Source organism: bacterium (genome assembly GCA_035528375.1).
In the GTDB taxonomy this organism is placed as follows: domain Bacteria; phylum RBG-13-66-14; class RBG-13-66-14; order RBG-13-66-14; family RBG-13-66-14; genus RBG-13-66-14.
On the sequence record DATKYS010000058.1, the window covers coordinates 21692 to 42503 of the forward strand.

14 protein-coding genes are annotated in these 20812 nt (G+C 67.2%); all 14 read left to right on the plus strand.

Translation table 11 applies throughout. The annotated features are described in order from the left end of the window. Positions 1 to 159 precede the first annotated feature (159 nt). Positions 160 to 8472, plus strand: a complete 8313-nt coding sequence (locus VM054_04445) for a CHAT domain-containing protein (GenBank protein ID HUT98307.1) — start codon at positions 160 to 162, stop codon at positions 8470 to 8472. Further along, on the plus strand, positions 8469 to 9101 hold the full coding sequence (locus VM054_04450; protein HUT98308.1) for a DUF6529 family protein: 633 nt from the start codon (positions 8469 to 8471) through the stop codon (positions 9099 to 9101). The genes VM054_04445 and VM054_04450 overlap by 4 nt, the downstream gene beginning before the upstream one ends. Before the next feature lie 10 nt (positions 9102 to 9111). Then, positions 9112 to 10317, plus strand: coding sequence for a hypothetical protein (locus VM054_04455; GenBank protein ID HUT98309.1), 1206 nt, complete (start codon positions 9112 to 9114; stop codon positions 10315 to 10317). Between the two features lie 90 nt (positions 10318 to 10407). Beyond that, positions 10408 to 13023 (plus strand): alanine--tRNA ligase, encoded by a 2616-nt coding sequence (gene alaS, locus VM054_04460; GenBank protein HUT98310.1) that lies wholly within the window; start codon positions 10408 to 10410, stop codon positions 13021 to 13023. After that, positions 13023 to 13556: a hypothetical protein gene (locus VM054_04465; GenBank protein ID HUT98311.1), complete on the plus strand. Its 534-nt coding sequence runs from the start codon at positions 13023 to 13025 to the stop codon at positions 13554 to 13556. The genes alaS and VM054_04465 overlap by 1 nt, the downstream gene beginning before the upstream one ends. Before the next feature lie 56 nt (positions 13557 to 13612). Further along, positions 13613 to 14359, plus strand: a complete 747-nt coding sequence (locus tag VM054_04470; protein ID HUT98312.1) for a tetratricopeptide repeat protein — start codon at positions 13613 to 13615, stop codon at positions 14357 to 14359. 3 nt (positions 14360 to 14362) lie between these two features. Further along, positions 14363 to 15130: an outer membrane protein assembly factor BamD gene (gene bamD / locus VM054_04475; GenBank protein HUT98313.1), complete on the plus strand. Its 768-nt coding sequence runs from the start codon at positions 14363 to 14365 to the stop codon at positions 15128 to 15130. Between the two features lie 151 nt (positions 15131 to 15281). Then, a complete protein-coding gene (nadD, locus tag VM054_04480; GenBank protein HUT98314.1) occupies positions 15282 to 15875 on the plus strand; it encodes a nicotinate (nicotinamide) nucleotide adenylyltransferase in 594 nt (197 codons plus the stop codon). 182 nt (positions 15876 to 16057) lie between these two features. Further along, positions 16058 to 17026, plus strand: a complete 969-nt coding sequence (locus VM054_04485; protein HUT98315.1) for a response regulator — start codon at positions 16058 to 16060, stop codon at positions 17024 to 17026. A gap of 221 nt (positions 17027 to 17247) precedes the next feature. After that, positions 17248 to 17640 (plus strand): response regulator, encoded by a 393-nt coding sequence (locus VM054_04490; GenBank protein HUT98316.1) that lies wholly within the window; start codon positions 17248 to 17250, stop codon positions 17638 to 17640. A 49-nt stretch (positions 17641 to 17689) separates the two neighbouring features. Further along, positions 17690 to 18073, plus strand: a complete 384-nt coding sequence (locus tag VM054_04495; protein ID HUT98317.1) for a response regulator — start codon at positions 17690 to 17692, stop codon at positions 18071 to 18073. 51 nt (positions 18074 to 18124) lie between these two features. Then, the gene (locus tag VM054_04500; protein ID HUT98318.1) at positions 18125 to 19897 is read left to right on the plus strand and encodes a hypothetical protein; all 1773 of its coding nucleotides are present in this window, start codon (positions 18125 to 18127) and stop codon (positions 19895 to 19897) included. Between the two features lie 5 nt (positions 19898 to 19902). After that, positions 19903 to 20064, plus strand: a complete 162-nt coding sequence (locus VM054_04505) for a hypothetical protein (GenBank protein ID HUT98319.1) — start codon at positions 19903 to 19905, stop codon at positions 20062 to 20064. A 91-nt stretch (positions 20065 to 20155) separates the two neighbouring features. Further along, complete coding sequence (locus tag VM054_04510) at positions 20156 to 20800, plus strand: hypothetical protein (protein ID HUT98320.1); 645 nt, start codon at positions 20156 to 20158, stop codon at positions 20798 to 20800. Positions 20801 to 20812 lie beyond the last annotated feature (12 nt).

Below are 20812 nucleotides of genomic sequence, written 5' to 3' on the forward strand. Positions count from 1 at the left end.
TTCACTCAAATGGTAGCACCTCCGCGGTCCTTTGGCAAGGCGCCGCCCCGTCGAATGCTACCCAACGCGACGGACGGCGTGTATAATCCTGGTGAGAAAAGCCCGTACCGTGTATCTGCGACGGCGTTCCGAGGCGGCCAAGCCGTAACCCGTACTTTCATGCCGCGTCTCCATCCGCTCATCTGCGCATTTCTCCTGGCCCTCCTCGCGCCGGCCGCCCGAGGTGACGCCCCCGAGGCGGAGGAGCCCGAGACGTTCCCCCTGCCCGAGCCGGTTCAAATCACCACCCAATTTTCCTTCGAGTCTTCCCCGGCGGTCAACCGCGGGGACAACCGGCTCGCCTTCGTCTCCGATTCGAGCGGGAACTCGGACATCTGGCTCATGGACCTGGAGAGCCGCGGGCTCACCCAGCTCACGACCAACACCGCCGACGATTACAACCCGGTCTGGTCGCCCGACGGAACGAAAATCTACTTCACCAGCACCCGCGACGACCCCGAGGGCGAGATTTACTGCTACAGCATCGAGCTGGGCTTCACCACGCGGCTGACGAACCACCTGGGCCGTGATGAGACCCCCGTACCCACACCCGACGAGAACTACATCTACTTCACCCGGTCGGAGCCCGCCGACTACCGGCCCCCTCCCGGGGCGGTGGACGCCGAATGGGAACCGTCACCGAACCTGGCCAACGTCTACCGGGTGGAGCGGACGGGCGAGGGGCTCCAGCGCATCACCGAGGCGGGCGGCGCCAACCCGACCCTCTCCCCCGACGGGTCCTGGCTGTGCTACATCGTCCCCGGAGTGGGCGGCAGCACCCTGGAGGCCAGGCGGCTCTCGGACGGCGTTCGGAGAACCCTGGTGTCCGAGGCGGGGGTCATGGTCCGGCCGCGTTGGAGACCCGAGGGTATCCTCTTCACCCGCTTCGCCCTGGACACGAACTCCGACGGCGTGGTGGACACCCTGGACAACGCCCAGCTCTGCTTTTTGGAAGCGGAGCCGCTGCGGCGCATCCTCGAGGGCGGGTTGCCCGGCGCCGCCGCGGCCGACCGTCTGAGACCCGGGCAGGCGGTCTACCGCCGCCTCACCACGGGCGCCAACTGGGACGGCTTCGCCGACACAGACGGCGTTCTCGTCTACTTCAGCTCCGACCGCTCCACCAACGGCGACATCTGGAGTATGCCGCTCGCGCTTCCCGAGCTGCCGAAAAACCCCTCCACCGCCCTGCGTCTGGCGCGGGGAGTCGTCGAGGACCCCATCGCCCGACTTTTGGCCTTCACCCTTTTCGTGGACACCTACTACCGCCAGGAGGACCTGGCCGCCCGGGCCCAGCTCGAGCTCGCCTCCGACATGGAGAACCTCGGCTGGAGCCGACAGGCCGGGATCGAGCGCGCGGGAGTGGTCGGCCGCTGGCCGGGAGGCATCACCGCCGGGGCGGCGAGCGTGCTGTCCAAGCTCCAGCAGGAGTGGCTCGGGGCCATCTACTTCGACCAGCTTCCCGCGGCTTACCGGTACGTGGACGAGGGCCGGACGGTGGAGGAGCTGACCCCCGATCTCCTGGCCCGCGCGCGGGACCTGGCGGCGGAAACCGTGGAGTACGTTCCAGAGGTCGCCTGCGGCAGCCTCGTCCTGGCCGGGGACGTCCTCTACCGGGTGGGCAGGGTGGGGGAGGCGCTGGAGAGCTACGACACGGCCGCTCGTATCGGCTCCGATTTCAGTCTGCGCGCCGAGGCGGACTTCAAGGCGGCCCGCTCCCTGGAGCGGATGGGTCGCCACGATGAGGCCCGGGACCGTTACCTCTACGTCCTCACGAACTACCCCGCCGAGAAGAGGTGGCAGAACCTGACCCAGCGCGATCTGGTGAACCTCACCGTGGGCAACATGCGGGACGTGGAGCGGATAGTGGCCCTGGAGAAGATGACCCGCGATTTCGCCGACTACCCCGAGCTGGCCGGCTACGCCCAGGGCCAAATCGGCGACGAGCTCAGGCGGATGGGCCAGGAGGAAGAGACCCTGGTCGCTTACCGCGAGGTGCTGAAGGGTTACCCGCGGGCGAGTTTCCTCGTGGTGAGCGTTCTTTTCAAGATAGCCGAAGTGGAAAAGGAGCTCGGACGCCCCGAGGAGGCCGCGACGGCCCTCGAGCGCATCGTGGGTTCCTACGGCGAGCTTTCGGGGGGGTTGGAATCCATCCGCGCCTCCCAGACCCTCCGCCGGCTCCTGTTGGAGGAAGCGGACGGTTATCGGCAGCGCAACGACCTCCAGCGCGCCGAGGCGCTCATCCGCCGCGCCATGAACTTCGATTACTCCAACGACCGGGTCCACCACGCCCTGGTAAAACTCTACTGCGAGGACATGGGTAAGCGGGGCGACATCGTACGGGAGTACCGGGACCGCCTCCGGGACCATCCCGACGACCCCATCGCCCGTTACGCCCTCGGGCTGGCCCTGACCTACCCCTCCACCGGCCCGGGGAGCGGGATCAACTACGGGGAGCTGTACGAGGCGGAGGACGAGCTCCACCGGGCGGTGAACCTCCGCTTCGTTTTTCCGGCCGCCTGGTTCACCCTGGGCTGGATCGAGCTCGAACGCGCCGTCAGGGAGAGGGGGGATGACAACGAGCAGGAGGCCGGCGATCTTCTGGAGCATGCGCTGGATTACCTGAGCCTCGCCCGCGCCCAGAACGACGAGGCGGAGTACCCGGACTTCGAGGCCGACATCGAGCTGCTCCTCGGCAACGCCAGCTACCTGTTGTACAACTTCGGCCCGGCCTACGAGCACTACCAGAGGCGCGAGGAGCTGATGACCGAGCCCCGCGGGGCGGAGGTGGAAGCGCGCTACCACTTCAACGCCGGCCGCTGCGCCCGCCACACCGAGAACTACCCCGAGGCGGTCCGGCACTACGGGACCGCCCGGGACATCTTCGCCGAGATGGGCAACGACGTGGGCGTCCTCATGTGCACCGACGGCCAGGCCCTGGTCTATTTCGAACAGGAAGCCTACGACAAGGCGCTGACTTGCTTCATCCAATCCGCCGACCTTTACGGCCGGGTGGCCCAGAGGGAGGAGGCCGCCGCCGCCGATCTGCCGGACATCGGCGACCGCACCCGCGCCGCCGAGAGGGCCCTGGCCGCCCGCGCCAAGCGCTCCTACGCTCTTCGAAACATCGGCATCTGCTACTACTTCCTCCAGCTCTACGCCGACGCCCTCGACTACTTCCAGCAGACGCTCGACGTCCTGGAGCAGCTCGGCCGGGCCCGGTACTCGACCGCCGGCAGCGGTCTGTTGGACTTCTCCTTCAGCGCGGGCCTGGTGGGCGATTCCTCGGAGGCGGCCAGGGGGTTCGACCTCGCCGGCGAGAAGGAGCTCATCTACACCTTCGCGGCCAAGTGCCATTCCCGCCGGGGGGACTACCGCGCGGCCATCGCCTGCTACGAAGAGCGCCTGGCCCTCTTCGAGGAGACCTCCGGCGAGAAGAACGAGGAGGTGGCCTCCGCCGAGAGGGGGAGAATCTTCAACCGGATCGGTTACCTCTCCTACAAGCTGGGCGACCTGGCCGAAGCGGCGAAGAACTACCTCGCCTCCATGAAGGCGTGCCTCGCGGGCGGCGCGTACCGGGGCGCGCTCGTGGCACTCTCCAACCTGGCGGAAATCGCCATGAACATCGCCGACCGGGTGCGCATGGAGGGGACACCCGTCGAGGAGCTGTTCCCCGATTGGGGGACGGACGGAGCGACGGGCGACCTCCACGGCATCGCCGCCGAGGTCCAGAGGGCGCTCGAGGAGTACGCCCCCAAACTTTACAGCGTGGCGGACCCGAAGCTCGGGGCGCGCATCGCCAACGCCCGCGGGCTCCTCCGTCTGTACCTCGCGGGCGACGACGAGACCCCGGTCGAGCGGTACGAACGCATAAGAAAGGCCGAAGCCGCCTTCTTCACCGCTCAGAGCGCCTACGAAACCCTGGGGGACGCCGCCGGTGCGGTGGCCTGTGAGCACAACCGGGGGGTGGCGCTGGTGCGGCTCGGCTTCGCCGAGGCGGAGAACCTCCTGCAGCGGGCGCGGGACCGGGCGAACCTCTTCGCCCTGGACCGGCTGTCCTGGCGGGCGAGCCGTTCCCTGGCCGAGCTCTACATCTCGCGCGGGGAACCCGGCCGGGCCAAGGTTTACCTGGAACAGGCCCTGGAAACGGTGGAGCGGGAAATCGGCCAGAAAACCCAAACCGTGCCCCTCTCGGTGACCTTCGCCGAGATCCGCGACCTCTACGAGAAGATGGTGGTCCTGTCGGCCGACGCGGGGGCCGTCGAGGACGCGCTCCGCCTGGTTGACCGCGAACAGCAGGCGTACCTGGCAAGTATCTTCGCCGACCGGGAGCTCGAGCTGGCCAGCGAGATGGACAAGCTGTTCCTGGGCGACGAGCTCTTCACCCAGGAGCGGATTTCCGACCTCAGCGACCGCATCTCCGCCGAAAGCCTCTCCGCGGACCCCGCGGTTACCGGGGAGCTCGATGAGCTGCGGCGGCAACTGGTGGACGAGCGGCTCCACTACCGTGAGATAGTCGAGGAGCAGCACGGTCGGAAACCCATCCTGACGGCCCTGGTGGGGGTTTATCCCACCGGGCTCACGGAGGCTGAAGAGGTGCTGCGCGGGGGCGAGATTTTACTCACCTACTTCTTCGCCGGCGACGGCCTCTACGCCTGGCTCCTGGACTCCGACGGCGTGCGGCAGTCGCGGATCGGGCTGAGCCGGGCGACGGCCCGGGAGCTGGTGGACCGGGCGGACGCCGGGGACGCAAGCGCCCTCGACGAGCTGGGGCACTTCCTCTTCTCCCCGTACGCGGGAGAGATAGGCGGGGCCCGGACCGTTTACATCGCGCCGGACGGCGTGCTCTGGCGCGTTCCCTGGCCCGCCCTTCCCGCGGGGGACGGCCGGCCCCTCGTCGAGACGACGCCGGTGGCGGTCGTGGCCTCCTTCTCCGAACTGACCTACTGCTACGAGGCCCGGAACGCGAGCTACTCGAAACCGATGTTCTTCGTGGGCCGGGTCGGCGTTCCGGATTCGGCCCGCCAGGCCGCCCGGGAGCGAAGCGCGGAGGTTTCCGGCGACCTGGCCCCCTCCGACATCACCGAGTCGGAACTGGTGGAATCCATCACCTCGAAGGGCCACTTGGACATGACGGTGCCCCTCGAGTTCTCGGGCGGCGATCCGCTCTCCTTCGGTTTCCGCCTCTCCGAGGCACAATCCGGCCGCCTCGCCCGCCGGGACCAGGGGCTCCTGAACTTCAACGCCCTGTTGGGCAACACCCTCGACATCAACGTCGTGAGCCTCAACGACACCGGAAACCGGATCGAGCTGGGTCCCGGCCTCGGGAGCGGTCTGGCCGTCCTTTGCCGATGCTTCACCTACGCCGGGGTGCCCAGCCTCATCTTCTCCCCCAACACGGCCGCCGACGGGGCGCGGAACCTCTTCGCGGATGCCTTCGCGCGCCGGCGGTTGAGCGAGCCGCCGGCCGAGGCGGTACGTCTGGCCCAGCTCGAGGTGCGGGAGAAGTACCCATCCGCGACGGACTGGGCCGGGGCGATGCTCCTGGGGTTCGCCGGGTTCTCCGACGCCGAGGCGCGTACCTTCGCCGAGGAGCAGTTCTCGAACACGGTCCGCTCGGCCCTGGCCTACCAGGGGGAGGGGGATTTCGAGACCGCCCTGTACCAGTTCCTCAAGGCCGCGGGGATGGCGGAGCGCCTGGGTGACGACGAGAAGAAGCTGCAGCTCTGGGGAGCCGCCGTCAGCGCCGCGCGCGATTCGGGGAAGCTGAATCTGGCGCTGGAGTACCAGGTGAAGCTCCTGGAGGCCGCCGGTGACCCGGTCTCCCGCGCCAAGGCCTACCGGCGTCTGAGCGCCCTGAAGGCGGAGGCCGGCGACCTGGACGCGGCGCTGGAGGCCAACGACGATTACCTGAGCGCCCTGGGCGAGTTGGGCGGGCCCGAGGTCGCCGCCCTGACCGACCCCTACCTCTCCGGCCACCTCGACCGCGCCCGCCTGCTGGTGCGCCTGTACCGCTTCGAGAATGCGGCGGAGGAGTACGACCTGGCCGCCGACCTGGCCGTGGGGGTCGAGCGCGAGGCGACGCGGGCCCAGGTAACGCTCGAGCTGGGGAACCTCTACCAGGCCAACCTGGACGATCAGGAGCGGGCCGAGGGCTACGCCGAGCTCAGCCGGCTGACCTTCGCCTCCCTGGGCGACCCGGTGGGTGAGGCGAGGGCCCTGGCGCTCCTGGGCTTCATCGCCACGGAGAAGGGCGACGTCTCCGCCGCCAGGGCGTACCACACCGAGGGCCTGGCCAAGGCGGAGAGGTACCCCGGCGAGCCCGACGCTCCAACGGCGCGTCTGGACAACCTCTTCGGCCTGGCCAAGGCGTACTGGAAGGACCGGTCCTTCAAGGAATCCCTGGAGATAAGCCGAAAGGTTCTCGCGGAGCTGGGGGAGGACGGGCCGCCCGGCCTCATCGCCCGTTTCCTGGGCAGCGAGGCGCTGTCGCTCTTGGGGATGCGCCGGACCGACGAGGCGCTCACCGCGGCGACGACCGCCCTGGAGAGGGCCGTAGCCTCCGGCGACGCCCAGGAAACGGCCGCCGCCCACTCCAATCTGGGGCTCGTGTACCGTCTCAGCGGCCGCCTGGGCATCGCCCGCGTCCACTTCGAGGAGGCACTGGCCGAGGACCAGCGGATAGGCTACTCCCAGGGAGTGTCGAACGACCTGCGGCACCTGGCCGCCGTCGCCGAGCTCGAGGGGAAGACCGCCGAGGCCGTCGCCTTCCACGAGCGCTACCTGGCGGATGCGGACCTGACGAACCCGAGGACGATTTTGGGCTACTGCGACGTGGCTCGCCTGGTCCTCCCCGACGACCCCGCGAAGGCGGCCGACTGCCTGAATCGGGCCCGGAGGGGGGCGGTCGTCACCGGGCGGCCCGACCTCCTCTGGCGGATCCACCACCAGCTCAGCCGTCTGGCCGCCCACGGGGGAGACCGTCCGACGGCGCTGGCCGAGTTCAATCTGGCCCTGGACATCGTGCGGCAGGCCGCGCCCGAATCGCCACTCGCCGCCGCCCATCAGGGCATCTTCGTCGGGCCCAAGCAGCTCTTCACCCACGGCATCGGGCTCGCCCTCGAGACCGGGGATTACGACCGGAGCCTCGAGCTGGAGGAAATCTGCCGCTCCGTCGTCGGCGAACGGACCCTGTTGGCGGCGGACATCCCCTGGCAAGACCCGGAGCTCGGGCGGGCCCTGGCCCGGTATACCGAGCTGTCCCGGCAGATTTCCCTCCTCCTCGGGGCGGAGAGCGACGCGGGGCCGGCCGGGGCGCTGGCGGAAGAGGAAAGGCTGGTCGGGGAGATAATCGAGCGCCGGCCCGCCTTCGCCGGGGTCGTCGGGAAAACGGCGACGGCGGAGGAAATCATCCGGGGCGTCGGCGACCGTCGGGTAGCCCTGGTCTATCACCTGGACGGTGACCGCCTCTGGAGCTGGCTGGTGGACGGCGACGGGGTCAGGGTCGTCGAGAGGCCGGCACAGGCCGCCCGGAGCTCCGCCCGGGAGCTGACCACCCTCTTCACCTCCCGCGGCGACCAGACCCGTTTCGACGAGCTCGCAGCCGCCCTGGCCGCCGAGGTCATCGGTCCCTGGGCCGACGTGCTCGACGCGGCGGACGTGGACGAGCTGTTGATCATCCCCGACGGCGAGCTCGCCTACGTGCCCTTCGCCGTCCTGCCCTTCGGGAGCGGCTGCCTGCTGGACCGCTTCTCGCTGGCCTACGCCCCGAGCTTCACCGCCTGGCTCTCGCCCGTAAACGACGCCTACGGCGAGCTGCCGCTGGTCAGCTTCGCCAACCCGACCACGGGAAACCCCCGGGACGACCTTCCCTTCGCCGAGAAGGAAGCGGAGAGCATCGCCGGCCTGTTCCCCGGCGGACCGGCCCCGTTCACCGGCCAGGCCGCCCTGGAGAGCCGCTACGACGAGCTGGCCGGTCGGGCCCGTCGGCTGCACCTGGCCACCCACACCCGGCTCGTGCCGGGCGACCCGCTCTCATCCGCCCTTTTGCTGACTCCGGCGGAGGGGGAGGACGGTGCGACACCCGCGAACGATGACGGCCTGCTCACCGTGAGGGAGATTCTCGCCCTGCCCCTGGAATGCGAGCTTGCGGTCCTCTCGGCCTGCGAGACGGCGGTGCCCGAGGGGGCCGACGGTCTGGAGTTCCTTTCTCTGGCGCGGGCCTTTCTCTTCGCCGGGGCGGACGCCGTGGCCGCCACCTTCTGGCGTACTTCGGACATCGCCACCGCCATCACCGTCCGCAACCTCTTCCTGGGCCTCGCCGACGGGCTCCCGCCCGCCGAAGCGCTCCGGCTGGCCCAGCTCTCGACTCGGGAGAATTTTGCCAGCCCGGCGTACTGGGGCGGTTTCGGCGTCTTCACCCACGCCTCGCCATGAAAAAGATCACCTTACTCGCGGTTCTCTTTATCGTCGTCTGCGCCTCCGCCCGGCCCGAGTACGCGGACCGGGAGCGCAAGGACTGCGTTTACTGCCACCTCGATCCCAGGGGCGGCGGCCCGCGCAACGAGCGCGGCCTCTACTACGCGGCCCACGGCCACAGTCTCGCGGGGTGGGTCGAGGCGGGGCGCGAGGTCCCGCAGCCCCCGGTGACCGCCTCGCCCCTGTGGCTCCTCAAGAGCTGCCTGACCGTCCTGACCCTCCTGGCGGCGCTCACCGCGTACGTCCTCATCTACTCCTCCCGCCCGGCGACCAGGCGGGACCCGGATAAGGGCGCGAAACTGCGCCGCAGGCATAGAATCTTCGGCTGGACGACCCTGGCCCTCTACCTCCTGTTGACCGTCATCTGCCTCGCGGCCCACGGCATCCGCGGCAACACGGACCGGGTGGTGCTGCACTCGGTGGTCGGCTTCGTCGGGCTGGCGCTCTGCGCCGCCAAGGTGCTCATCGTCGAGAAGCGTTGGAAGCTGTGGCGGGTCTGCCACATCGTGGGCGGCGCGCTGTTGGTCGTGAATCTCGTCATGTTCGCCACCGGCGCCTGGTGGTATCTCATCGGTCGCTTCTTTTAAAGGGATTGATATGCTCACCCACAAGCTTCTATTTATCATGGTGTTGGCGGCATCGCTCACCTCCGCCGAGCTCGACCGGCCCCGGTACGTCTGGTCGGAACTCTACGAGCCGGGCATCGAAATCGTCGGCGAGGGTTACGAGCTCCAATGGATGCCGTGGACCGACGCCGCCGTCCTGGAGCGGCACGGCCGGACCTTCGAGCTGGCGATGGACGAGTACGGCCTTCTCCTGGGATGCCTCGACGGCTACATCTACTTCGGCCGACGGGGGGACGAGACGGACCCGACCGATCTGCGTATCCGGCGCATGCACCTGGACGACGCCGACATGGGCTTCTTCGTGGACATGTATGAACTGACCGTCCCTTCGTACTACTCGGACTTCGCCCTGTCGCCGGAGGGGGACCGGCTCGCCGTGGCCGTCGGCGGCGACGAGCACCGGGTGGACGTAACCGTCTACGGCCTGGGGCGGGAGTGCGAGGTCCTCCAGGAGCGGACCTTCCCCGTGGAGACGAACCAGATCCGGGTCAGCGTCCACCTGCTCGAGTGGTCCGACGACGGGGAGTCCCTCTACCTGAACTTCCACCCCCACTCCCCGGCCTCGGACGAGTTCCTCGACCTGCAGCCGCTCCTGCGCTGGAATCTGGTGACCGACACGGTGACCGAGGTGCTGGGCGAGGTCGGGTGGATCCTCCCCGTCGCCGGACGGGACGGGCGGACGGTCGTTCTGGCCGAGGAGATGGTTGCCGCACCGGCCTCCTGGACCATGCCCTGGGGCTGCCACCCGGGTTTCCCGCCCTGGGGACTGGCCCGGTGGCAGGAGCTGGACCTGGCCACGGGGAAGCTGACCCCGATTATCTCCACCGATCCCCCCGGTGCCGAACGGCTGTTCGACGGCGACCTCCAAACCGCGTGGCAGGGGAAAGTCGTCACCGTGGACCTGGGTCGGCCGCTGCCCCTCGACGGATTTTTGGTCGTCGGCGGTTACGACGAGGGCGGGGAGACCACACCGGGGGACACGGTAACCTGGGATACCTGGTTCGAGCTGGAGCCCCACGAGAGCCCCTACGAGTTGCGGGGGAGCACCGAGCGCATCCCCGTGGACGGCGTGGTGGAGACCGTGGAGCTCACCTGCTTTTCCAACGACCCGGAGCGGGAGGAGCAGGCGGTCACGGCGGAGCTAATACCACTCTTCGCCTTCTGGCCGGTGCCCTGATTCGACCGACCCGACCGTGGACGCTTGGCCCCCCGTCGGTGGCCTGTTATAATCGCCCCGTTGACGCGCACCCCCATCGAACGGGTAAAAATGCCGACCAGCCACGAGATAAAGCGCACCTATCTGGACTTCTTCGTCCAACGCGGGCACACCGAGGTCCCCTCGGCGCCGCTGGTGCCCCGGGACGACCCCAGTCTGCTCTTCAACTCGGCGGGGATGGTCCAGTTCAAGCCGTACTGGGCCGGGACGCTGCCGGTGCCTTTCTCGCCGGCCCGGGCCTGCTCCCTGCAGAAGTGCTTCCGGCTGACCGACCTGGAGAACGTGGGCCGGACACGGCGCCACCACACATTCTTCGAGATGCTGGGCAACTTCTCCTTCGGCGACTACTTCAAGGAGGAGGCCGTCCGCTGGGCCTGGGAGCTCTCGACGGAGGTCTACGGGATGGACCCGGCGCGCATCCACGCCGCGGTCTTCACCGACGACGACGAGGCGCACCGGCTCTGGCGGGAAGTCATCGGTATACCGGCGGAGCACGTGATCCGGCTGGGCGCCGAGGACAATTTCTGGGGCCCGGCGGGGAAAACCGGCGCCTGCGGCCCGTCCTCGGAACTCTACTGGGACAACGGCCCCGAGCAAGGCTGCGGACGCTCCGAATGCCGCCCGGGGTGCGAGTGCGACCGCTTCGTGGAGTTCTGGAACCTGGTCTTCCCCCAGTTCGACATGCAGCCCGACGGCACCCTGGCCCGGTTGAAAAACCGGGGGATAGACACCGGCCTGGGCGTTGACCGTCTGACGGCCATCCTTCAAGGAAAGGCCAGCGACTACGATACCGACCTCTTCCGACCGATCATCGAGGCGGCGGCGATCATCGTGGGCCGCGACCCCGACGACCCGGCCGTCCGCCCAAAACTCTGGGCCGTGGCCGACCACGCCCGGGCGCTCACCGTGACGCTCGCCGAGGGGGTCTTCCCCTCGAACACGGGGCGGGGGTACGCCCTGCGGAGGCTCCTGCGGCGGGCCGGCAGGCTGGGCTTCGAGCTGGGCGTCGAGGAGCCCTTCGTCTACCGGCTGGTGGACCCGGTCAACGACGTCCTCGGGTCGAGCTACCCCGACATCCTCCTACGGGCCGAGCGGACGAAGGAGGCACTCTGCCGCGAGGAGGAGCGCTTCCTCGGCACCCTGGCCGCCGGGATGGAGGTTTTTGGGAGCATCGTCAAAGACCTCACCGGGAAAATCGTCTCCGGGCGCGACGCCTTCAGGCTCTATGACACCTTCGGCTTCCCGGTGGACCTGACGGCGGTGATGGCCGAGGAGCGGGGGCTCTCGGTAGACCTGGAGGGCTTCGAGCGTGAATTGGAGGCGGCCCGGGAGACCTCGCGGGCGTCGGCCCGCTTCCACTCCGGCGACGGGGGGCCTACGGTGACCGGCCTGGAAACCGTTTTCCGCGGCTACGACGCGCTGGAATTGGAATCCCGGGTCGTCGCGCTCTTCGACGCCGCGCACGGGTCGGTGGACACCCTGGAGACGGGCGCGGAGGGTACGATGGTCCTGGACGAGACGCCCTTCTACGCCGAATCGGGCGGGCAGGTCGGCGACACGGGCGAGCTCACGACCGACAGGGGCGGCGTCTTCACGGTCACGGACACCCGGAAGGCCGGCCGGGCTCACCTGCACGTCGGCACAGTCAAAAACGGCCCTTTTCGCGTCGGGGAAACCGTCCGGGCGTCGGTGGACGAATCCCGCCGGCGGCGCATCCAGGCCCACCACACGGCGACGCACGTCCTTCACTGGGCGCTGCGCAAGGTTCTGGGCGAGCACGCCGTCCAGGCCGGCTCCTGGGTCGGGCCGAAAAACTTCCGCTTCGACCTGAACCACCCCCGGGCCGTTACGGAAAACGAGCTGGCGGAAATCACGCGGCTGGTCAACGAAAAGATTCTGCTGAACGACCCCGTGCGCTGGCGGATAGTAACTTTGGAGGAAGCCGGGCGCCTCGGGGCGATGATGCTTTTCGGCGAGAAGTACTCCGGCGATGTCCGGCTGGTGGAGACCGGAGACTACTCGAAGGAGCTATGCGGCGGGACGCACGTCAGGGCGACGGGGGAGATTGGGAGCCTGTACGTCGTGCAGGAGGGCGCGCTGGCGGCCGGCATCCGGCGCATCGAGGCGGTGTGCGGCATGGCGGCGGTGGAGCACGTGAACCGGCGCGAGGGCCTCCTGAACCGGGCGGCGTCCCTGGTCAAGGTCCCGCCGGCGGAGCTCCCCGGGCGCGTCGAGACCCTGCTGGAGGACCGCAAAAATGCCGACCGGAAGATTCTCGGGCTGGAGGAGCGCCTGGCCTCGGGCGGGAGCCGGAATCTGGCCGACGAGGCGGAAGAGATTGACGGAGTAAAGCTGCTCGCCGCCGAGCTCCCCGGCGTGGGCGCCAAGGCACTGCGCGGCACGGTGGACCGCCTGAAGGAAGAGCTGGGCTCGGCGGTCATCCTGTTGGCCACGCGGGACGGGGAGAAGGCGGTCCTCGCCTGCGGCGTCACCGGGGACCTGGTGGAAAAAGGGCTCCACGCGGGGAAATTGATGGGCGGGCTGGCGCCGATTCTGGGCGGGCAGGGCGGCGGAAGGCCCGACTTCGCCCAGGGCGGCGGAGTTTTCCCCCAAAAACTCCCCCTGGTCTTCGCTAAAATCCGGGAGCTGGTCGGCGGGGGTCGCTGATGCCCAACGTCATCCGACCGGAGGACATCCTCCCCTACCCCTGGCGGGCCGGGAGGGTGCTCATCCGGATACTCGGGGCGCTCTGCCTGGGCGGCGGTATAGTGACCGCCCTTTCCCTCACCTTCCTGCCCGAACTGGCCTGGTTCGACCGTCCGCCCCTGGAGCTCTCGACCTGGCTCTACGCGATGTACGGCCTGTGGAGCCTGAATTTGTGTCTCGCCGGGGCGGGCCTGGTCCTCGTGAAGGGATGGGGACGCTGGCTCGGGGCCTCGGCGGGGCTTTTCATCACCGCGGCGAGCGTGTACCCCCTGGCGTACAACTCACTGGCCGGCCTGAAGGATTGGGGGTGGGCCGCGGCGGCCATCGCCGGAATCCTCCTGGCCTACTCCCTCCTCATGCCGCTGCGCCCGGCCTTCGCCCCGCTCCCCCGAAGCGAACCGAGCGAAGCGAGCTACGCCCCCGGCGAACCGGGTAACGCCCCGGCGAAACGAAAATCCCCCCGGAGCCGTATCCTCAAGGACGGCCCAGGTTGACTCCGAACCGGGGGGGTGACTATACTGGCGGAAAAACACCACCCAAGGGGGTAGCGGTGTCTCCGGAACATAACAGGGTCGCCAACGCCCGCCACCTCTTCGAGCGGGGCATGTACGCCGAGGCGCTCAACGAGCTGCGGATGGCGGTCGGGGAGGGCAAGGAGTACCCCGACGTATACAACCTGATGGGTCTCTGCAACTCGATGCGTTCCGACTACAAGGTCGCCGTGAGCTACTACCAGAAGGCTCTGGAGCTGAACCCGGCCTACGAGGAGGCGCGGCTCAACCTCCTGATCACCCTCTCCGACCTGGGCAAGTACAAGGAGGCCGACGCCGAGCTCACCGCCATGCTCGCCTCGACGAAGATCCGGTCCGACGAGCTCAGCCCCGCCATCAAGGCCCGTCTGGCCGAAGGCTACCGCGAGCTGGCCGCCCTCGAGCTGGAGATGGGCCGCATCGAGCAGGCCGAGAGGTTGATCAACGAGGCGGTGGAGCTGGCGCCGTCCTTTGTTGACCTGCTGGTCTTTCGGGGTAAAATCCTCCGCCGGGGCGGACGGCTGTCCGAGGCCGAGGAGGTCCTGGAGAGGGCCATCACCATCAACCCCAACTACCAGAACGGTCAGCTCGAGCTCGGCCTGGTGCATTTCCAACAGGGAGCCTACGACACCGCCAAGGGGCACCTCCAGAAGGCCCGTGAGCTCTCCAAGGGAACCAGCCGCGAGGCGGAGCTCTACATGTCCTTTTTGAAAACGAAGCGAAGCGAGTTACGCCCAGGCGAAAAGAAGACTGAGGAGAAGAAGTAAACGTTGAAGGCGGCACTCATCGTCCCGGTCATCGCACTATTGCTTTGCGGCTGCGCCGTAGAGCTGCCGGATCTCTACTCGCTCACCGCCGTGAAGTGGTTCGAGCTGGGAAAGGGCTACTACGATAAAGAGGAATGGGAAGCGGCGCGGGGGTGCTTCGAGAACGTGTTGATAGTTTACCCCTCCTCTACGTACGCCGGCGAATCCCAGTTCTACCTGGGCATGGCATACTACGGAGAGGGGCTGTACCTGGAGGCGCAGGCGATTCTCGAGGACATGGCCTCCAGCTACCCCAACTCGTCCTACACCGACAACGCCCGCTACAACATCGGACGGTGCTACTTCAAGCGCGCGCCCGACTACCAGCGTGACACGGAGCTCATCAAGGCGGCCATCGGCGAATACCGCCGCACGCTCAAGCTCTTTCCCGGATCGGAGCTGATCCCCCAGATAGAGGATGCGATCCGGGAGGCCGAGGAGCTGGAGGCCCGCAAGCTGGACTACATCGTATACGTGTACCGCCGGATGGATCACCCGCGGTCCGTGATTCTCTACACCGACATGCTCCTGGGCGCCTACCCCGACTCCGCGTACGCGCCGCAGAACCTGTGGCGCCGCGGGGAGGCACTCCTGGAGCTGGGTTACGCGGACGATGCCCGGAGCGATTTCGAGCGGATTCTGGAGGAGTACCCGGACGACGAGTACGCCGCGGACGCCCGCGAGAGCTTGAACACGATGGGCCCTCTCGCCGGGAACCCGGACGGCGGCTAGACGGGGCGGATCACTCAAGCGCAAACCGGCTTCGGCCGGTTTTTTCACGCCTTCCCCCATTGCGGGGCGGCCCCCGACGTTTACCGCGATGGGGGGCATCGTTGTGGTAAAATCCTACCGCTCGTCCCTTTCCACCCGCGGCGGTCGAAGAATGGACACACCCGGGAAATACGCCCTCTTCGGCGGCAGCTACGATCCGGTGCACCTGGGCCACCTGCTCCTGGCGACCTTCGCCCGCGAGCGGCTGGACCTGGACCGGGTGTACTTCATCCCCGCCGCCCGGGGACCCCACCGCGACCGCCCCCCGAAAGCCGCGGAATCCCACCGTCTCGCCATGCTCCGGCTGGCACTCGAGGGGGAGCCGGCCTTCTTCACCGACGACATCGAGCTCCGGCGGGGCGGCGTCTCCTACACCCTGGACACGGTCCTGCGATTCCGGGAGATGCTCGGGGGGGAACCGGTCATTCTGGTGGGCGCCGACAACCTGAACGATCTGGGCACCTGGCACCGGGTGGACGAGCTGGTCCGGCTCGCCCGCTTCGCCTACGCGCCAAGGCCCGGGAGCGTAATCACGCCCGAAAGGCTTCCCCCCGGGACCCGGGCGTCGGAGATCCCCATGCCCCCCTTCGGCGTGTCCTCGACGCTGGTGCGCCAAAGAGCCGCGGCGGGGCTCAGCTTACGGTGGCTCGTCCCCGACCCGGTGGCCCGTTACATCGGGGAGAAGGGTCTCTACCGCGAGGGCTGACGAAACGAAGCGAAGCGGAGTAACGCCCCGGCGAAACGAAGCGAAGCGAGTAGTGCCTTGGCAAATCCGGGAGGGAGTTTTATAATGGCCCTCTCATTCGCGCAAAACGAGACGAAGCGAGTAATGCTTTAGCGAATCACCGCCTGCTCAGCCGTAATCGTCAGTTTTTCAAAGGGTGAAGCATGTCCACACGGGTGATGGTCGTTGACGATGACCCCGACATCCGCTCGATAGTCAAAACCGTATTCGAGGGCGATAACTACACGGTCAAGACCTGCCCCTCGGGCGAGGAGGCCCTGGAGCAGGTCAAGGTCTTCAACCCGGAGCTCATCGTCCTGGACGTGATGATGCCGGGGATGGACGGCTACCAGGTGTGCTCCGAGCTGAAGAAGGACTTCGAAACCGCCCACATCCCGGTGATTCTACTGACGGCCAAGCAGGACATCATAGACCTCGAGCGGGGCGTCGAGCACTCCATAGACGATTACATCGCCAAGCCCTTCTCCCAGCGGGAGCTCCTGGCCCGGGCGAAGATGGTCCTGTCGCGCACGCGCTACCAGCTCGGCTGCAACCCGCTGACGGGCCTGCCGGGAAACCTGGAGATAGAGCACCGGCTCAAGGAGGTCATCCGCTCCGGCAAACCCTACTCCCTCTTCTACGCGGATATAGACCGGTTTAAAAGCTTCAACGACTACTACGGCTACGCCCGCGGCGATTCCATCATCCGCCTCCTCACGCACTGCCTCGTCCAGGCCACCCGGGTGCTGGGCAAACCGAAGGACTTCGTCGGTCACATCGGCGGCGACGACTTCATGATGCTCTGCTATCACCAGGACGCGGAGAAGCTGGCGAACCGGGTCATCGAGCTCTTCGGCGAAGGCGTGGGTGACTACTTCGACGAGACCGACCTGAAGCGGGATTACTACGAGATAACGGACCGCACCGGTTGCCTGCGGCGGTATCCCGCAACGCTCACCCTGACCGTCGTGCTGGTGTCGAGCGAGAAGCGTCGCTTCGCCAACACCGCCGAGATTACCGACATCGTCACCGAACTGAAGAAGTTCGGCAAGGGCAAACCGGGCAACATCGTGGTCCACGAGCGCCGGGGAAGTACGGAAGGCGACGCCGCGGCCCGGAAGGGCGAGTGTTAAGGGGTTGCGCGGGAACGGGTGGCGGTGTATTATGCACCGGTACGGTAGGAATTAAACCGGCCACGCGACGGTGCAACCGTAACCCTTGAACCAGCGGGGCCCAAGCCTCCTGGAAACGAAGCGAAGCGGTTAACGCCCCGGCGTACCTGCGACGCGGCGCAGCCGTAAACGAAGCGAAACGAGTAACACTCCTGCGTAATGTAAAGGATGGGGCAGGGTCCATGTCGAAGATAATGATCGTGGACGACGAGCGGCACATCGTCGAAACGCTCTGTCTGGCCTTCGAGAAACGGGGTTACCAGGTCGTGGGCGTGTCCGACGCGACGCTGTGCGTCCCCCTCGCCGACCGGGAAAAACCCGACGTCATCATCCTCGATGTCATGATGCCCGGGATGGACGGCTACGAGGTGCTCAACCGTCTGGGCGAGGACGACCGGGTGTCGCGCATCCCGGTGATCGTCCTCACCGCGAAGCCCGACGAGATTTACCGACGCATCAGCGAGGGAATAGGCGCCAAACTGCATCTGACCAAACCCTTCAAACCGTACGCGGTGGTCGAGCAGGTGGAGCGCATACTCGACGAGCGCAAGGGTGTCCCGACGGCCCAGCCGTGAACCATGAGGCGGGCACGGGCGTTCGGTGATGTGCCGGAGAGGAGTCCGCATGGCCCGGATCATGATCGTGGACGACGAGCGGCACATCGTCGAGACGCTGGGGCTCGCCTTCAAGAGCCGGGGGCATGACACTATCTCCCTCTCCGACCCCGCCACCGTCCTGAGCGCGGCGATGAGGGAGCGACCCGACGCCATCATCCTGGACCTCCTCATGCCGGGCATAGACGGCTACAAACTGTACCACGACCTGATGGCCGACGAGCTTTTGTCTTCGACCCCCGTCGCCATAATTACGGGTCACTCGGGACCGCTCTACGAGAGAATCAGCCGGGAGATAGGCATCGCGCTGCACCTGACCAAGCCCTTCAATCCCCTCGATGTGGTCAAACGCATCGAGAAGCTGATAGCTCCGGGTCCCGGGGGTACACCCTAACCGATTGCAGAGCTCATCCGGGCGGCTTAAACAACCTGCGCTGGAGCTTTCTTGGCCCACGAGATTGTCGGCATCCTGAGCCTTCTCGTTTTCGTCTTCACCGTCCTGGGTCCGCTGATCATGGTGGGCGGACGAAGGCTGATCCCGCTTCCGCTTCAGACCCTGCTGGTCGCCGGCGCGCTGGTGAACATCGTCCTGACCGTCCTGGCGATCTGGCTGGACGGCGGGTCCCTCAACGAGATGCTCTCCCTGGGCTCGGCGGTGGGGTCCAACGTCATCCTCCTGCCCATCATGGCCATGGCCGGCGGCTTCCTGGTCGCCGGTGCTTTGGAGGGCTCGGGGGGCTTCGCCGCGCTGCGCGTCGTCATCAACAAGATGCGCGGCACCCCCCTGGGCATGGCGGGCACCCTGGTCTTCATCGCCCAGTTCTCCACCATTTTCGCCATGCCCTGCGGGCGGATTCAGGCGGCGGCGCTCCTGCCCGTCATCATCACCCTCGGCCCCGAGGGCGTGCGACTGATCACGAAGAAACAGATGGTGGTCCTGGTCACGGCACTGGCGGTCAACGCCGCGGCCAGTTGCGGACCCAGCCAGATCGGCGGCATCGGACAGATCGGCGAGGGCTTCCTCCAGCAGCTCGGATTCCTGACCAGCTCCCAGGAGTTCGGGATAATGATCGGCACCGCCTTCACCGCGCTCTTCATCAGCCTCTTCGTCACCCGGTTCGACATGGAGGAGAAGATACGGCTCACAGAGGGCCGGCAGCTCGCCCAGAGCCTGGGCGCCGCTTCGACCTCCGACGCCACCCTGGCCCAGACGCACGACGAGGAGGTCATCGCCCGGAAGTTCAAGGCGCCCCTCGTCGGTTACATCTCCCTGGTCATCTTCCTGGTGGCCCTCATAGGGGCGGTCTTCGGGCTCTTCGGCAAGACCCCGATCACCACCACCCTCCTGGTGGCCACGGTCGTCATCATGCTCATCGCCCGGCTCTCCATCCGCCAGGTCATCGCCGGGATCATCCTCCACCCCATCACCGCCCTGGTGGCCGGGTTTTTGATGGCCGGCTCGCTGGTGGTCTCGGGCGGGTTCAAGTCGCTGAGCCAGGTGCTCGTCTGGCTGTCGGAGTTCAAGGTCGCCGGGGTCGGTCTGGGCGTGGCGGGCATGATAGCCCTCTTCGTCCAGATCGAGACCATCATGCCCATGCCCTGCGGGCGGATTCTGGCGGCGGCGCTCCTGCCCATTGTGGTGGCCATGGGGCCGGCCACCGGCTGGATGCCCAACGCCTCGGGTCTTCTCACCTACAACCAACTGGCCATCGTGCTGGCCGCCTTCATCGTCAACGCGGCGGCGAGCTGCGGCCCCAGTCCCATCGGCGGCATCGGCACCATCTCCGAGGGGATGGTGCGCTCCGAGATAGGATACCTGCGCAACGCCCAGAGCTACGGCATCATGGCGGCCATGACCCCTCTGGCGGCGCTGGTGATGCGCTTCTGGGTGCTCGCCCACAACCCCTTCTCCCTGGAGAACCTGCTCATCTTCTTCGGCCTCCTAGCCGGGATAATCGTGTTCAATCTGGGGATGATCAAGTTCATCAATCCCGCCACGTTCAAGAAGCGGCGCACGCCGACCCAGGAGAAGGAGAAGAACTTAGCCACCTGGATCACGTTCCTGTTGGGCGGCGCCGTCTCGGGCATGGTCATCACCTTCGCGCTGTTCTGGCCCGACCAGGCCTCGGGCTTCGTCAGCTCCGGACCCTTCTTCGTGTACCTCTTGCAGGGGGCCGTCGGCGGGACCATCGCCGGAGCCCTGCTCCTCTTGACCTAGGGGGGATGCTGCAAGCCGGCGTTTTACTGACCTGGATCTCCTTTCTGCTGGGCGGCGCTTTCTCCGGGGCGGTGATCGCCTATGCCCTGGATTTCCGCACGCGAAAGGGCCTCCTGCAGGGGGCCCTGGGCGGGATCATCGCGGCGATTCTGTACATGATAACCTGACCTCCCCCCGGTCCACCGAACCGCTCACCCGCGGAAGGCGCGGCCGCACATATCCGGCGAAGTTCCCGGGCGGCGCAGCCAGAGCTCGAAAATGGCGAAAAAGAATAACAAAGACGAGCGGATCGTTTACGGTCCACCCCGCGACGAGATCGAGGTTCTGCCCGGCGTCCGGCGCTACCAGTTCATCTCCAAGTCCCAGCACCGGATGCTCACCAAGAACCTCAACCGCATCGCCATGGTCATCATCGGCCTCAGCCTATCCATCGTCATCTTCAAGGCGATTTTCTCGGGCACCGGCTACTCGGTTTACTGCCTGGAGGATCGCAGCTGCATGAGGGTGCTCTCCCAGCCCGAGGGGGAGAACTGCCCCGAGTACATCTACCCGGTGGAAATGGTCGTCGCGTCGCGGACGGCCGACTACGCGCGGTTTATCCGCCAGGGCGGGCTGCGCTGCACACAGTGCGGCAACTGCACCAAGTGGTGCATTTTGGAGATAAACATCCCCGAGGTGGCGGCCCGGATGCAGGAGCTGACCCTGGAAGCCCTGGCCGAGGGCAAGATTGACGCCGGGCTCGTCCTCAACGAGGGCTTCGTGGACCCGCAGAGCCTGGAGCCGCTGACCGACGCGGCCGCCCTCGCCCGCTACTCTAAACCGGGCTACGAGAAAGTGCTCGCGCTCTACAACGAGATGAAGGCCATCATCAGGGAGAGGGAGGTGAGCGTTGCCGTCCGCTAGGGTAACCACGGC